Raw genomic sequence first — 14,641 nt, 5'->3', positions numbered from 1 at the left:
AATAGCATGCGCCGGCCAATAGACCCGCCCCAACTCATCTGAGTCGCTATGCACATGCGTCAGCCTCTGTGTCGGCATCGGCGCATCAATCAAAGTGTATCCGCCTGTCGTCATCTCCCCAAGCCGCGCGCCCAGCACAACCAGTTGGTCCGCCGCACGAATACGCGCCGCAAGGGTCGGACTTATGGCAATACCAACGTCTCCGGCATAGTTCGGATGGCGGTTGTCGATGTAGTCCTGACAGCGAAAAGACGTCCCGACAGGCACCTGCATCGCCTCGGCAAAGTTCCCCAAGGCCACACGAGCCTCCGCGTCCCAACCGCCTCCGCCGACAATAAGAAATGGTTTAGAGGAGCCCTGCAAATCTCTGATAATACGATGGATATCGGCAGTTGACGCGCCCTGTCCGACGGCTTCTGCTTTTGGCAAAACGTCCGCCGCGCAGGGGGCCGAAAGCACGTCTTCCGGCAAAGCGAGAACCACCGGACCGGGCCGCCCTGACATCGCGGTATGAAATGCACGGCTGACATATTCGGGGATGCGGTCTGTGCGATCGATCTCGGCAACCCATTTGGCCAAGGGTCCAAACATCGCCCGATAGTCGACCTCCTGAAATGCCTCGCGGTCGCGCTGATCGCTCGCGACTTGGCCGACAAACAATACCATCGGCGTCGAGTCTTGGAACGCAATATGCACCCCCGCTGCCGCGTTGGTGGCCCCCGGACCCCTTGTGACAAAGGCCACACCCGGCCTGCCGGTCAATTTTCCGTCGGCCTCTGCCATCATCGCCGAGCCGCCTTCTTGCCGGTTCACGACCACGTCAATCTCGCTGTCGTACAACCCGTCCAACGCTGCCAGAAAACTTTCGCCCGGCACGCAAAAAACGCGCTCAACACCCTGCTGCGTCAAGGCCTCGATAAGCACCGATCCGCCGTGCCGGCCACTCGGTTTGGAAATGTGATCTGTCATTTACCCGCCGTTTATTTGTTTGTGCCACTATGCCCGCGCGATTCCCGAAAAACACCCGAATATCGGCGAAAAGAATGAAATTGCCCGCCGCGCGGTCAAAGAGTATGCGGGGTGCATGTCGGATACATCCAAAATGGCCACTCCAAACCCCACGTTTGGGGGACAAGCACGCGCTTTGTGGACGCTTGGCATGCCGCTGGTCGCAAGCCAGTTGGCGCAGGTCGCGATCCAGACGACCGATGTGCTGATGCTTGGCTGGTATGACGTCGTGGCGCTTGCCGCTGTTTCTTTGGCGAGCCCGATCTATTTCACGATTTTTCTCGTTGGCGCAGGATTCGCTATCGGAGTCATGCCATTGGTTGCCCGAGCGGCCGGTACGGAAGATGACAGACAAGTCCGCCGTGTAACACGCATGGGGCTTTGGCTGTCTATTGCCTTCGGCATTGCGGTGATCCCTCTCTTTTTGTTTTTCGAGGCGTTTTTTCTCGCCATCGGGCAGGCGCCGGATGTGAGTGAATTGGGCGGCCTCTACATGGCCTACGCGGGTTTCGGCATCCTTCCCGCGCTGATTGTCATGGTCATGCGCAGTTATCTGTCGGCGCTTGAACTGACGCGCATCGTGCTTTTGGCCACCTTGGCTACGCTCGTTCTGAACATTGCGATAAACTATGCGTTGATCTTTGGGAACTGGGGTGCGCCCGAACTTGGCGTCGTTGGCGCAGCCATCGCTTCTGTCATCGGCCACATCTTGAGCGTTGTGATCCTTGTCGTCTATGCGCTTGTAAAGACGCCGCAACATACGCTTTTCCAGAATTTCCAACGCCCCGATTGGGAGGCGATGTCGCGGGTGTTCCACCTTGGCTGGCCCATTGGCATCACGCTTTTGTCCGAAGTGGGGCTGTTCGCTATCGCTTCTGTTATGATGGGGTGGGTCGGCACGATCGCTCTGGCGGCCCACGGTATCGCGCTTCAGATAGCCTCGATTACCTTCATGATCCACCTCGGCCTCAGTCAGGCTATCACGGTGCGCGCAGGGCGGGCATGGGGGCGCTCGGACGCGGTCATGCTGCGGCTGGCTTGTCAGGCCGCGCTGGTCCTGTCGGCGATTGCGGTCTGTGTTACGATATTCGTTTTCCTTGTTTTTCCTGAACCTCTAATCGGCGCGTTTATCGACCCGAACGATCCGGATCGCCTCGAAATCCTTGCGGCGGGCGCCGTTTTGTTGGCGCTGGCTGCGCTGTTTCAGGCCGTGGACGCAGGGCAGGTGATGGCTCTTGGGATGCTGCGCGGCGTGCAGGATACCAAAGTTCCGATGATCATGGCGGCCTTCAGCTATTGGGTGGTCGGTGTGCCAACAAGCTACCTTTTGGGGTTCACTTTCGGCCTTGATGGCGTCGGTATCTGGCTTGGACTGTCAGTTGGCCTGGCTGTTGCGGGCATCTTGCTTCAGGCGCGCTTCTGGAGCCGTCACGCCCGCGTCTGAGGCCTAGTCGACGTCAGTGCGTAGCCATTCCATCACGTCGCCGCGTACCGATTGCACACCTGATACGCGCGCCGCGTCGATCATGGCTTTTGCCGAGCGCAGATCGACCCGCCGCAGCAGGTGCTTTACCGGGCCGATTGAGGCCGGGCGCATCGAAAGGGTCCGCAAGCCCATCGCGGCAAAGCACAACGCCTCAATGGGGCGGCCCGCGTCTTCGCCGCAAAAGCTGACAGGTGTGTTGGTTTCCGCGCAGCGCTCAACGATTTGCTCGATAAACGTCAGGTAGCTGACATTGAGCGTGTCATATCGCCGTCGAACCCGCTCGTTTTCACGGTCCGCAGCAAAGAAAAACTGCTTCAGATCATTGCCGCCGATAGAAATGAAGTCAGCCATTTCAAAGAATTGCTTTGGTGCGAACGCAAGGCTGGGCGTCTCAAGCATGGCGCCGACTTCAACCTTTTCAGGCAGGACATGCCCAAGCTTTTTCTCTCGTGCCAGCTCGTTGAAAACATGCTCACGCGCCTGCTTGAACTCGTCAAATTGAGCAACAAACGGGAACATAACCGTCAACGGTCGCCCGTTAGCCGCCCGGATCAACGCTTGCAGTTGCATCCGCATGACGCCCGGTTTGTCCAGCCCGACCCGGATGGCCCGCCAGCCAAGCGCCGGGTTCGGCTCGTCCTCGCGCTTCATATAGGGCAGCACTTTGTCCGATCCGATATCAAGCGTTCGGAAGATCACGCGCTTGCCATTCGCGGCGTCCAAGACCCGCGAGTAAATGGCTGCCAATTCACCGCGCCTTGGGACTTTCGAGCGGATCAGAAACTGCAATTCCGTTCGGAAAAGCCCGACGCCCTCGGCGCCCGAGCTGTCCAGAGACGGCAGGTCGGCGATAAGGCCCGCGTTCATATGCAGCCCAATGACTGAGCCGCATTTTGTTTGCGCAGGCAGGTTTCTAAGCCCGGAATACCGTTCCTGAGCCTTCGCCTGCATCGCGATCTTGTCGCGGAATGCATTCACCACGGTGTCGTCAGGGCGCAGGTGCACAAACCCTTGATCGCCATCGATCATGACGAGATCGCCGTTCAGCGCTTCGGTGGTGATTTTCTCAGCGTGGATGATCAGAGGAATGGCCCAGGCGCGCGCAATAATGGCCGCATGGCTGCCAACCGACCCTTGCTCAAGCACAATGCCTTTAAGGCGGTCGCGACCATAGTCCAAAAGCTCGGCCGGCCCAATGTTGCGGGCCACAAGAATGGCGGCATCGGGAAGCTCGGCGCCGGTGTCTTTGCCTTGCCCCGTCAGGGTGCGCAAAAGCCTGTTGGAGAGGTCATCAAGGTCGTGCAGTCGTTCGCGAAGGTACGCATCCGGCACTTGCGACATCCGCGTGCGCGCGGAAGATTGTTCTTTCTCAACAGAGGCTTCAGCTGAAAGTCCGGCAGCAATGTCTTCCTCCATCCGACGCAGCCAACTGCGCGAATTGGCAAACATCCTATAGGCTTCCATAACCTCGCGCTGATCTTTGTCGGCTGTCTCGTCACTGACAGAACTCAGCATGTCGTCGACTGAAATACGCAATTTATCGACCGCTTCGCGTAGGCGTTTGGTTTCGGCGACCGGGTCATCGGCGATCGGGTTTGAAACGACGACACGCGGTTCATGCAGCCAGACGTATCCCTCTGCGACGCCCTCCTGGCCGACGCCGCCGTGGAACATCGCAGGGAGGGTGTGGCGCGCGCGAAGGGCTTCGCCTTCGCCGACAAACGCGCCAAGTTCGGTCATCTCGGCCAGGACCATGGCGACGACTTCCAGCGCGTAGACTTCATCCTCGAAGAAGACACGGGCCTCTTTCGACTGAACCACCAGAACGCCCAAGCGTTCTCCAAGCCTTTGAATGGGAACGCCGCAGAAGGACGAGTACACTTCCTCACCCGTTTCTGGCATGAACCGGAAACCACGCGTTGACGGCGCATCGGCCGTGTTTACGACTTTGCCCTTGCGCGCCACGCGTCCGACAAGCCCCTCGCCAAGGCGCATCCGCGTCTTGTGGACGGCATCGGGGTTCAGGCCCTCGGTGGCACAAAGCTCAAGGGTTTCTTCGTCGCGAAACAGATAGATTGAGCAAACTTCAGTGCGCATCGACGAGCCGATCAGATGCGTAATCCGGTCCAGCCGCGCCTGACCCGCGCTGTCCTCGGCCAAGGCCTCACGCAGCCTGCCCAGCAGTTTCCGGCTTTCGCTTTCGGTCGGATCGGCCATTCATCCCGCTTGTTACAAAGGCGCGGCTTCTGCGCGCGACTTAACAACTACACCACACCTGCTGCGAAAGCGAAACGTCTAATGCCCGTCGTTCTCGCCAAGGATGCGGCGCAAAACCGAACTTCGCGAGACCTGACCAATAGAGGCTTGATTGTCGACCACCGCGACCGGCGCACCACCATCGAGAACCGATCTGATCACGTCGGCAATCTCGCCCTCGGCGGGGATCGTCCCGGTTGCGTCGTTCGTTATAGGCTCCATGACATCGCGGGCACACAAAACGCCGAGAGGGTTCATGTGTGCCACGAAGTCCGCCACGTAATCATTCGATGGGTTCGAATAAATCTCGCGTGGCGTCCCCCACTGCACGATGCGACCACCTTCCATAATAGCAATGCGATCGCCGAGTTTGAACGCCTCATCAAGGTCGTGGCTTACGAAGATGATTGTGCGGTTTAACCGCTCCTGAAGCTCCAACAACTCGTCTTGAAGGCGTGTGCGGATCAACGGATCAAGCGCTGAAAACGGCTCGTCCATCAGAAGGATAGGGGCATCCGTCACGAAGGCACGGGCAAGGCCGACGCGTTGTTGCATCCCGCCGGACAGATCACCGACTTTACGCTCCGCCCAATCCGACAGACCCACCAGCTCGAGCTGTTGATCTACTTTTTCTCGCCGGGCCTTCGGGGGCATACCACCAAACTCAAGCCCAAGCCCCACATTGTCGCGCACGGTGCGCCAAGGAAGCAGACCAAACTGCTGAAACACCATGGCGATTTTGTTAAGGCGCATGTGACGAAGCGTCTTTGCATCCGCATTTGTGACGTCCACTTGCTCGGTTCCGTCGGCCACCAGAACCCGTCCCCGACACACTGGATTGAGACCGTTCACTGCTCGCAGAAGTGTGGATTTCCCTGAGCCAGACAGCCCCATCAGCACAAGGATTTCACCCGGTTCGACCTGCAGCGAGCAGTCATGAACACCAAGGACCTGCGAGGTGCGGGTCTGGATCTCAGCACGTTCCAAGCCTTGATCCATAAGCGGCAGAGCAGCTTGAGGTGCGCCGCCGAAGACGATGGAAACATTATCAAATGTACCTGCAGCGCTCATGATTTTTCTACCCGTAACATGCGATCCAAAACAATCGCGACAACCACGATTATGAAGCCACTTTCAAAGCCAAGCGACGTATTCACCTGATTGAGCGCCCGCACCACAGGCACACCCAAACCATCCGCGCCAACCAGGGCCGCAATCACCACCATCGACAACGAAAGCATGATTGTTTGGTTTAATCCGGCCATGATCTGCGGGAAAGCGTAGGGCAACTCAACCTTCCAAAGCGTTTGGCGCGGCGTCGCTCCAAAGGCTTGTGCCGCCTCCAGCAGGGGCGCTGGTGTGGTCGAAACGCCAAGATGGGTCAGCCGGATTGGGGCGGGAAGCACGAAGATGACCGTAGCGATCAGGCCCGGCACCATGCCGATGCCAAAAAAGACAATCGCGGGAATCAGGTAGACGAATGTTGGCAGCGTCTGCATCAAATCCAGCACCGGGCGGGCCCATCCGTAAAGCCGGGGCCGGTGGGCCATCGCGATGCCAATTGGCACGCCGACGCCCATGCAGACGACACAGGCTGACAAAACAAGCGTCAGGCTTTCGGTGGTTTCCTCCCAATAGCCTTGGTTCAGGATGAACATGAACCCCAACAAGGTAAGCAGCGCGGGTTTCCAGCTTTTTTGAAGGACGTAAGTTATTGCCATGAATATGAGGATAATGAAAAACGGGTTCGGCGTTTGTAGGACCCAAAGGATCCCGTCGATCATCGCTTCCAGCATGTCAGACAACGCGTCGAAGAACACCGCACCGTTGGCTTGCAGCCAGTCAAAGACCGCCGCCGCAGCCTTTCCGACTGGTATCTTATTTTCTGTTAACCATTCCATTGGACACTGTCCCTCCGATGACTACTTTGGCGCGGACAACGGCAATTGAAAAGACAAGATAAGGCAGGGACACGATGATAGATTTCTTCACGTGGACAACACCGAACGGACGCAAGGTCTCAATTCTGCTCGAGGAACTCGGCATCGACTATGAAGTTCACGGCGTTAATCTTGGGGACGGCGAGCAGAAAAGTCCTGAGTTCCTCGCGCTTTCGCCAAATGGCAAGATCCCGGCCATCCGCGATCGCCAGACGGGGCAGACCGTTATGGAAAGCGGCGCCATCATGCTTTGGCTGGCAGAGAAAGAAGGCCGTTTCCTTGGCGCGCCCGACGATCGGGGCAATGTGTTGGAGTGGCTGATGTGGCAGATGTCCGCGCAGGGGCCGACGCTGGGGCGCATTCATCAGTTTGTGCGGTATGGAAAATCGATTGGCGAGCCCGCCGAGACCTTGTTCCGCGCCGAGGGCGCACGCATCTACGCGGTGCTGAACGACCGGCTAAAGTCGCGCGATTATGTCGCCGGATCGGGGCGTGGCGTTTACACCATTGCTGATATGGCGATCTGGCCGTGGGTTTCGCGCTATGCCTGGCCCGAAACCGATTTGCACGATTACCCAGAGGTGCTGAAATGGTACCGCCGGCTCGCAGAGCGGCCGGCGGTCCAGCGCGGATATCAAATTCCGCACTTTGTAAACGATATTCCCGTCCCTTAGAGGCCGAGAACGCCTTTGACTGCAGCCATGCCATCGCCGCCGTCTTTGGCAGTGACGCCATCAAGCCAGCCATCAAGGACCTCTGAGTTGGCTGTGAGCCATGTGGCTGCAGCGTCTGCAGGATCCGCGCCGTCGTCAAGGATTGCCCCCATGATCTCATTTTCCATCGCTAGCGAGAACTCAAGGTTTTGCAACAGCTTACCAACGTTCGGGCAGGCATCAGCGTACCCTGCGGATGTGTTGGTGAACACGGACGCGCCGCCGAGGTTTGGGCCGAACCAGTCATCGCCACCTTCAAGATAAGTCAAATCGAAGTTCGCATTCATCGGATGCGGCTCCCAGCCAAGGAAGACAACAGGTTCCCCACGACGGTCCGCACGCGCGACCTGCGCCAGCATGCCTTGCTCGGAGCTTTCAACGACTTCAAATCCATCAAGACCGAAGGCGTTCTGGTCGATCATTTCCAGGATCAGACGGTTGCCATCATTGCCGGGTTCGATGCCGTAGATCTCGCCTTCAAGCGCTTCTTTCTGGGCGGCAATCGCGCCGAAGCTGGTAATGCCGAGCTCTGCTGCAACCTTGTTCACGGCCAAGGTATACTTGGCGCCATCAAGATTTGCGCGGATCGTGTCGACAGATCCGGCCTCGCGATAAGGCGCAATGTCGGCTTCCATCGTTGGCATCCAATTGCCGAGGAAGACGTCGATGTCGCCTTGAGCCAGAGATGTATAGGTCACCGGAACCGACAGTATTTTGATGTCCGTTTCGTAACCAAGTGCTTCCAGCACGACAGTCGTCGCGGCAGTTGTTGCGGTGATGTCGGTCCAGCCGACGTCTGAGAAAGTGACAGAATCACAATCGGCCAGCGCGGGCGAGGCCGCAAGAATGGCGAGAGCGGATAGAGTTGATTTCAGATGCATATGCATTCCCCCTGTTTTTTGTTGATTGACTAGTCAATCAAAAACCAGATACCCCATTTTTGGAGTGCCAGGAAAGAGAAAACCATGCCCAAGCTTGGAATGGAACCGATAAGACGCGCAGCTTTAATAGATGCAACTATCGCAGAGATAGGTGTGGCAGGGTCTTTGGGCGTCACGGTAGGGCAAATTGCACGGCGTGCGGGCGTCTCGTCTGGATTGGCGCATCATTATTTTGGCGGCAAGGATGACATCCTGTTGGCCGCGATGCGCCACGTCATGCGCGAGTACGCGCGAGAGGTTCGCGCAGGGCTTGCGGGAGCTGATACTTCGATGGCGCGCGTGGAAGCCATTGTGAATAGCAGTTTCGCCATGTCGAATTTCCATCCGGACACCATGGCGGCTTGGCTGAATTTTTACGTTCTGGCGTTGTCGTCCGAGCCCGCGCGGCGGCTTCACCGCGTTTATGCAGCGCGGCTGCGGTCGAACCTTTGCCATGCCTTACGGCCTTTGGTGGGCAAGCGTGCCGACGCGCTTGCCGCGCGGACAGCGGCATTGATTGACGGTCTCTATCTTCATCAGGGTCTTGCCAGGGACAGACCGGATGGCGCGGCAGCGATCTGTCATGTCATGAATTTTGTCGACAGCGAAATTAAAGGCTGAGCAATGCAGGCCGATTACGTAATTGTTGGGGCCGGGTCTGCTGGTTGCGCTTTGGCCTATCGTTTGTCGGAGGCGGGCCATTCGGTACTTGTAGTCGAATACGGCGGAACTGACGCAGGTCCCTTCATTCAGATGCCCGCCGCATTGAGCTACCCAATGAACATGTCGCGTTACGATTGGGGATATCACAGCGTCCCGGAGCCACATTTGGACAATCGCAGTTTGGTTGTCCCGCGCGGCAAGGTGATTGGCGGTTCATCCTCGATCAACGGAATGGTCTACGTCCGAGGTCATGCGCGCGACTTTGACAGTTGGGCTCAAATGGGGGCCACGGGGTGGAGCTATTCTGATGTCCTTCCTTACTATCTTCGTCTTGAGAATTGGCATTCACAATCCGGTGGTGATCCGACTTGGCGCGGAACCGACGGCCCGCTTCATGTGTCTCGCGGGCCTCGAAAAAACCCGCTGTACCACGCCTTTGTCGAAGCAGGGCGTCAGGCGGGGTATGAAACAACCGATGACTATAACGGCAAGCAGCAAGAGGGCTTTGGTCCCTTTGAGCAAACCGTCTGGAAGGGGCGGCGATGGTCTGCGGCGAATGCTTATTTGCGACCGGCCCTCAAGCGCGAGAACTGCAGTCTGATCCACGGACTTGTTCTGCGTGTGATGATTGAGGATGGCCGCGCTGTCGGCGTCGAGGTTGAGCGGGGCGGGAAGGTCGAGACCATCCGGGCGGGCCGCGAGGTTATTCTTGCCGCCTCGGCGATTAACTCACCGAAGTTGTTGATGTTGTCTGGCATCGGCCCGGCGGAACATCTGGCTGAACACGGCATAGATGCTGTTGCGGATCGGCCCGGTGTTGGTCAAAATTTGCAGGACCATCTTGAGGTCTATTTTCAGATGGCGTCAAGCCAGCCGATCACGCTGTATCGGTATTGGAACTTGTTCTGGAAAGGGCTGCTTGGCGCGCAGTGGCTTTTGAGCAAGACCGGTTTGGGGGCCTCCAATAACTTTGAAAGTTGTGGGTTTATCCGCTCGCGGGCTGGGATCGAGTATCCTGATATTCAGTTCCACTTTCTGCCAATGGCGGTGCGCTATGACGGTAAGGCTGTGGCCGAGGGGCATGGGTTTCAGGCGCATGTGGGGCCGATGCGAAGCCCGTCTCGCGGGGCTGTGACGCTTGCGTCAGCTGATCCGAAAACCGCTCCGAAAATTTTGTTCAACTACATGTCGACCGAACAGGATTGGATCGAATTTCGCCGTGCAATCCGCCTGACGCGTGAGATTTTCCAACAGGACGCGTTCAAGCCGTTCGTAAAGCACGAGATTTTGCCCGGAGACGCCGCCGTCAGCGATGATGACATTGATGCCTTTATCCGCGAACACGCCGAAAGCGCCTATCACCCCTGTGGGACCTGCCGAATGGGCAGCGCCAGTGATCCCGGCGCTGTTGTCGATCCAGAATGCCGGGTGATTGGCGTTGAGGGCTTGCGCGTTGCGGACAGTTCGATCTTTCCCCAGATCACCAATGGCAATCTTAACGCACCGTCGATCATGGTCGGCGAAAAGGCCAGTGACCACATTCTTGGCAAGACCTTGCCCCGCGACGAACGCGACCCGTGGGTCCACCCAGAATGGCAGTCCGAGCAGCGTTAGCGTTAGGCCACTTTTTCGAGCCCAAAAGTGTCGTGAAGTGCCTGTACCGCGAGTTCCATGTACTTGCGATCAATCAGCACCGAGATCTTGATCTCGGAGGTGGTGATAACTTTGATGTTGATGCCCTCGTCGCGTAGGGCCTTGAACATCTGGCTGGCCACACCGGCATGGCTGCGCATGCCAATGCCAACAACCGAAACTTTTGCAACATCTGAATCGGTAACAAGCTGTGTAAAGTTAATCTCACCGGACGCCTGGGCTTCATCCATGGCTTTTTCAGCGCGGACGATCTGGTTGACCGGCAGTGAGAACGTCATATCCGTGCGGCCATCCTCCGAGATGTTCTGCACGATCATATCGACGTTCACTGACGCCTCGGCGAGGGGGCCAAAGATCGCCGCAGCAATGCCGGGGCGGTCAGCAACACTGAGAAGCGTCATCTTGGCTTCGTCGCGGCTGAAGGCGACTCCGGCAACCACATTGCTTTCCATAATGTCCTCCTCCGAGCACACAAGCGTGCCCGCGTTGTCGTCATTGTCTTCAAAGCTTGAGAGCACGCGCAGGCGCACTTTGTATCGCATGGCGAGTTCTACAGACCGGGTTTGCAGGACCTTTGCGCCAAGGGACGCCAGCTCCAGCATTTCTTCAAAGGCGATCTTGTCAAGTTTGCGCGCCTTTGAAGTGATCCGTGGATCGGTCGTGTAGACGCCATCGACATCCGTATAGATATCACAGCGCTCGGCCCCAAACGAGGCCGCGAACGCGACCGCCGTCGTGTCCGATCCACCACGCCCAAGCGTTGTGATCCGACCTTCGGGGCTTATCCCCTGAAAACCGGCGACCACAGCGACTTTCATACCTTCCGCGAACTTCGCGTTTATGTTTTCGGTTGGGATCTCTTCGATGCGTGCGGCCGCATGCGCAGAGTTGGTCTTCAACGGCACTTGCCAGCCGGCCCAGGATCGCGCGGGAACGTCCATTTCCTGAAGTGTTAAGGCCATGAGCCCTGCTGTGACCTGCTCGCCCGAGCTTACAACGGCATCATACTCGCGTGCGTCAAACAGCGGCGACGTCTCTTCGACCCAGCCGACAAGTTCGTTCGTTTTGCCCGACATTGCCGAAACAATCACGATCACATCATAGCCGTTTGCGACCTCGCGACCGACACGCTTTGCAGAGCGGCGAATGCGGTCAAGCGAGGCGACCGATGTGCCGCCGAATTTCATCACAAGTGTAGGCATGAGAGTGCCAATGTCCTTTGTCTTCGACGCGCCTGTTAAGGGATAGTCACGCTCACGACAAGAGGCCGCCCGAACGACTAGTTCGTTTTTGCCTTTGGAATGAAGGGCAGGGGCAGCGCAGGGACTCCGTCTTCCGCCAGACGCTTGGCGTCTGCTGGCGCAACCTCACCGTAGATCGACCGCGCGGGTGTGTCCCCGAGGTGCATAGCGGTCGCTTCTTTCGCAAAATTCTGGCCCACGTAGTCCGAATTTTCTTCGACATGTTTGCGAAGTTTGCTCATTGCCTCGGCCATTTTGGGATCGGGTGCCGAAAGCACGGGTTGCGCGCCTGGGTTTGGGGTCTCAATAGGGTCTGCGGACTTATTTCGCGATGTTGAAACGCCCGGTGCCATGAGCATCTTTTCGACGGTGGATGATCCACAGCCCGGACATTCGAGCATGCCTGCGGACGCAAGGCTTTGATAGGCATCCGCCGACTGAAACCAGCTTTCAAACGGATGGTCGTTTTCGCATTTCAACGTGTATCGGATCATATGATCAGTCTGCTCACGATAAGGGCGTTGACCGGGCTTAGGTCAACGCGGCTGAAAATTCAATTCAATTCCCTGTATGACACGCGCTGTCCTAGGTTGTTCTTACAGGCGGTGACGCGTGACCGACCCGCATGCTTAGCGTAAGCAAGCCAAGAACAGCAGCCACTCCCGCAATGTTCACAAACAAAATACCCGGCCATAGGCATGCCGCCCCTGCGATGGCCGCAAACCCACGCATGGGCCAGTTCAAGCGCCTCTCAAGACAGCCCTGCAATGCACCCGCAAGTCCGTAGATACCGAAGACGGCGAAGCCAAAAATCACCAGAGCCACGCCCCAATCGCCCGATAAAAAAGGTGTATAGGCCATAAGAAGCGGGACAATGTAGAGACCCTTGGCCAGCTTCCAGCTTTCGATGCCTGTCTGCATGGCCGGGGCCTTGGCAATCGCTGCTGCCGTAAACGAGGCAAGGGCCACAGGCGGCGTCACGTTGCTGTCCTGACTAAGCCAGAAGATGATCATATGCGCCGACAAGATGGCAGCCACCGTCGCTTCGGGCGGCACGATCAGATCGCGAAGGGGGGCCGCGACTTCCAAAGGAAGCGCACGGATAATCTCAGTGGCCTGTTCTATCGGTATGGGCCCCGATAACAGGGCCATCGTCTCGGGCGCCCCCAGCATCAACACAGCCTTCGCGCCGTCGTTCAAAGCCCCTGCGGCTAGGATGTCGATCACCACGCGGTCGGAAATCATGCCAGCAATTGCCGGCGCCGAAAGCGTGGCGATCACAATATAAGCGGCCGTCACCGGCAGACCCATCCCAAGAACAAGACTGGCGATGGCGATCAGTGTGAGGGCGATCAACAAGTTTCCTCCCGCCCATCCGGCGATCATCAGGCTGAAAGTGTTGCCGATCCCTGCGGTTGATATCACGTTTACAACCAAGCCGACGGAGCACAACAAGACCGCCGTCATGATCATCCCTTTGGTCCCCATGACGAGGGCTTCCACCACCGCGCGCGGTCCCATGGGGTTTTGCGTGAGCCAGCTTGACGCGATCACTGCCAGGATGCCAAAGACGGCCGCATAAGCTGGCGTAAAGCCCATGACCAGCATTGTGATCAGCGCGGCAATCGGGATCACGAAACTGGCGCCGCCCTTTCGGAACGCCGAGCCGAAGGTTTCGCCGCCGCTGTCCATGGGCTTCAGGTCCAGGCGCTTGGCTTCGATTCGCACAAAAAATGCGACGGACAAGAAGTAAAGCAGGGCCGGCAAGGCGGCGGCGGCGACGATCTTTTCGTAAGAAATCTGCGTAAAACTAGCCATTACGAAGGCGCCCGCCCCCATGATGGGTGGCATCAATTGCCCTCCGGTCGAGGCGGCAGCCTCAACCCCACCAGCAAAAGCCGGTCGGAACCCGGCGCGTTTCATCAGCGGAATAGTGATCACGCCTGTCGATGCTGTGTTGGCAACCGCTGAGCCTGAGATTGTGCCGGTAAGCCCACTTGCAATAACAGCGACGATGCCAGGCCCGCCAGCCATGCGGCCAGCAACGGCCTGGGCGATGCTGATAACAAATTCTCCCGCGCCAGAGCGCAGTAGGAATGCGCCGAAAATAATGAACAGGAAGACATAGGTTGAAGAAATTCGCGCAATCGTGCCAAACATTGCGTCGTCGCCAAATAGAGAGCGAAACGCAATGGTCTCCCATGACAGGCCCGGAAAGCTGAACACGCCACCGATGTATTGGCCCCAAAACCCAATATAGGTCAGCGCCGTGATGATCAGGATCGGGATGACCCAGCCTGTCAGTCGTCGGGTAAGCTCGAGGCCACCGAGGATACACAAGCCAATCGCGATCCAGTCTAAGGCGATTAGGTTCACGCCGCGGTCGTAAATCGGCGTTTCGGCATAGGGAATATAAATAGCAGCGGCCGCGACGGCGACACCAAATGTCAGATCGAATGCAAACAAGCCAGGACTGCGTGTCTGTCCCCGAAACATCGGATTGTAGACCGCGGCCAGAAACGCAAATCCCGCGAAATGGTAGGCGTTGCGCTGGAATTCAGAAATGAAGGGGTCAAAGGCGACGTAGATGTGGCCAACGGCGATAAATAGGCACAACCCGTGAAGCGCCCACATGGCCCAGCCGTCGAACTCACGTAAACTCGGTGGTTGGACTTCGACGTCTTTGCTCATCTCGTGGCCCCGTCTTCTTTGGCAAAATACACTAGGGGGTCGGGGGCAAAGGTCCCGGTAAGTCGCCCGC

The 14,641-nt window shown here is 57.7% G+C and carries 12 protein-coding genes; 4 read left to right on the top strand and 8 right to left on the bottom strand.

The window, feature by feature from the left end:
- Nucleotides 1–969 (bottom strand): thiamine pyrophosphate-binding protein (locus Q1B15_RS21985; RefSeq protein WP_299758085.1); only part of this gene is annotated, 969 nt, incomplete at its 3' end.
- A 115-nt stretch (nucleotides 970–1,084) separates the two neighbouring features.
- Between Q1B15_RS21985 and Q1B15_RS21980 the strand changes: the two genes are divergently transcribed.
- The gene (locus Q1B15_RS21980) at nucleotides 1,085–2,452 is read left to right on the top strand and encodes an MATE family efflux transporter (protein WP_299758083.1); all 1,368 of its coding nucleotides are present in this window, start codon (nucleotides 1,085–1,087) and stop codon (nucleotides 2,450–2,452) included.
- 3 nt (nucleotides 2,453–2,455) lie between these two features.
- Here the strand turns inward: Q1B15_RS21980 and ptsP are convergent, their stop codons facing one another.
- From ptsP to choW, 3 genes are all read right to left on the bottom strand, one after another.
- Entirely contained in the window at nucleotides 2,456–4,711 is a 2,256-nt protein-coding gene (gene ptsP / locus Q1B15_RS21975) for a phosphoenolpyruvate--protein phosphotransferase (protein ID WP_299758081.1), read from the bottom strand.
- A gap of 78 nt (nucleotides 4,712–4,789) precedes the next feature.
- Nucleotides 4,790–5,821, bottom strand: a complete 1,032-nt coding sequence (gene choV / locus Q1B15_RS21970) for a choline ABC transporter ATP-binding protein (RefSeq protein ID WP_299758079.1) — start codon at nucleotides 5,819–5,821, stop codon at nucleotides 4,790–4,792.
- Complete coding sequence (gene choW / locus Q1B15_RS21965; RefSeq protein WP_299758077.1) at nucleotides 5,818–6,651, bottom strand: choline ABC transporter permease subunit; 834 nt, start codon at nucleotides 6,649–6,651, stop codon at nucleotides 5,818–5,820. Before choW ends, choV begins: the two co-directional genes overlap by 4 nt.
- A 74-nt stretch (nucleotides 6,652–6,725) precedes the next feature.
- On the opposite strand from choW, the gene Q1B15_RS21960 reads away from it, so the two are divergent.
- On the top strand, nucleotides 6,726–7,364 hold the full coding sequence (locus Q1B15_RS21960; RefSeq protein WP_299758075.1) for a glutathione S-transferase N-terminal domain-containing protein: 639 nt from the start codon (nucleotides 6,726–6,728) through the stop codon (nucleotides 7,362–7,364).
- Here Q1B15_RS21960 and choX read toward each other — a convergent pair.
- The gene (gene choX, locus Q1B15_RS21955; protein WP_299758073.1) at nucleotides 7,361–8,284 is read right to left on the bottom strand and encodes a choline ABC transporter substrate-binding protein; all 924 of its coding nucleotides are present in this window, start codon (nucleotides 8,282–8,284) and stop codon (nucleotides 7,361–7,363) included. The genes Q1B15_RS21960 and choX overlap by 4 nt on opposite strands.
- A gap of 84 nt (nucleotides 8,285–8,368) precedes the next feature.
- Between choX and betI the strand changes: the two genes are divergently transcribed.
- Nucleotides 8,369–8,944, top strand: coding sequence for a transcriptional regulator BetI (gene betI / locus Q1B15_RS21950; RefSeq protein WP_299758070.1), 576 nt, complete (start codon nucleotides 8,369–8,371; stop codon nucleotides 8,942–8,944).
- A 3-nt stretch (nucleotides 8,945–8,947) separates the two neighbouring features.
- Nucleotides 8,948–10,600, top strand: a complete 1,653-nt coding sequence (gene betA / locus Q1B15_RS21945; protein WP_299758068.1) for a choline dehydrogenase — start codon at nucleotides 8,948–8,950, stop codon at nucleotides 10,598–10,600.
- Between the two features lie 2 nt (nucleotides 10,601–10,602).
- Here betA and Q1B15_RS21940 read toward each other — a convergent pair whose 3' ends face one another.
- The 3 genes from Q1B15_RS21940 to Q1B15_RS21930 all read right to left on the bottom strand — a co-directional run bounded on the left by Q1B15_RS21940 (nucleotide 10,603) and on the right by Q1B15_RS21930 (nucleotide 14,571).
- Nucleotides 10,603–11,841, bottom strand: coding sequence for an aspartate kinase (locus Q1B15_RS21940; protein WP_299758066.1), 1,239 nt, complete (start codon nucleotides 11,839–11,841; stop codon nucleotides 10,603–10,605).
- Nucleotides 11,842–11,918: 77 nt separating this feature from the next.
- Nucleotides 11,919–12,374, bottom strand: coding sequence for a DUF1178 family protein (locus Q1B15_RS21935; RefSeq protein ID WP_299758064.1), 456 nt, complete (start codon nucleotides 12,372–12,374; stop codon nucleotides 11,919–11,921).
- 91 nt (nucleotides 12,375–12,465) lie between these two features.
- A complete protein-coding gene (locus tag Q1B15_RS21930) occupies nucleotides 12,466–14,571 on the bottom strand; it encodes a TRAP transporter fused permease subunit (RefSeq protein ID WP_299758062.1) in 2,106 nt (701 codons plus the stop codon).
- Nucleotides 14,572–14,641 lie beyond the last annotated feature (70 nt).

Source organism: uncultured Boseongicola sp. (genome assembly GCF_937988555.1).
Taxonomy (GTDB): Bacteria; Pseudomonadota; Alphaproteobacteria; order Rhodobacterales; family Rhodobacteraceae; genus Boseongicola.
The sequence above is the reverse complement of the archived record's forward strand: the minus strand, read 5'-3'. Positions and strand labels throughout refer to the sequence as shown.

What these genes read in the sequence shown, in the direction of transcription:
- Q1B15_RS21980 (WP_299758083.1), top strand. Translation starts at nt 1,085, where the DNA reads ATGTCGGATACATCCAAAATGGCCACTCCAAACCCCACGTTTGGGGGA.
- ptsP (WP_299758081.1), bottom strand. Translation starts at nt 4,711, where the DNA reads ATGGCCGATCCGACCGAAAGCGAAAGCCGGAAACTGCTGGGCAGGCTG.
- choV (WP_299758079.1), bottom strand. Translation starts at nt 5,821, where the DNA reads ATGAGCGCTGCAGGTACATTTGATAATGTTTCCATCGTCTTCGGCGGC.
- choW (WP_299758077.1), bottom strand. Translation starts at nt 6,651, where the DNA reads ATGGAATGGTTAACAGAAAATAAGATACCAGTCGGAAAGGCTGCGGCG.
- Q1B15_RS21960 (WP_299758075.1), top strand. Translation starts at nt 6,726, where the DNA reads ATGATAGATTTCTTCACGTGGACAACACCGAACGGACGCAAGGTCTCA.
- choX (WP_299758073.1), bottom strand. Translation starts at nt 8,284, where the DNA reads ATGCATCTGAAATCAACTCTATCCGCTCTCGCCATTCTTGCGGCCTCG.
- betI (WP_299758070.1), top strand. Translation starts at nt 8,369, where the DNA reads ATGCCCAAGCTTGGAATGGAACCGATAAGACGCGCAGCTTTAATAGAT.
- betA (WP_299758068.1), top strand. Translation starts at nt 8,948, where the DNA reads ATGCAGGCCGATTACGTAATTGTTGGGGCCGGGTCTGCTGGTTGCGCT.
- Q1B15_RS21940 (WP_299758066.1), bottom strand. Translation starts at nt 11,841, where the DNA reads ATGCCTACACTTGTGATGAAATTCGGCGGCACATCGGTCGCCTCGCTT.
- Q1B15_RS21935 (WP_299758064.1), bottom strand. Translation starts at nt 12,374, where the DNA reads ATGATCCGATACACGTTGAAATGCGAAAACGACCATCCGTTTGAAAGC.
- Q1B15_RS21930 (WP_299758062.1), bottom strand. Translation starts at nt 14,571, where the DNA reads ATGAGCAAAGACGTCGAAGTCCAACCACCGAGTTTACGTGAGTTCGAC.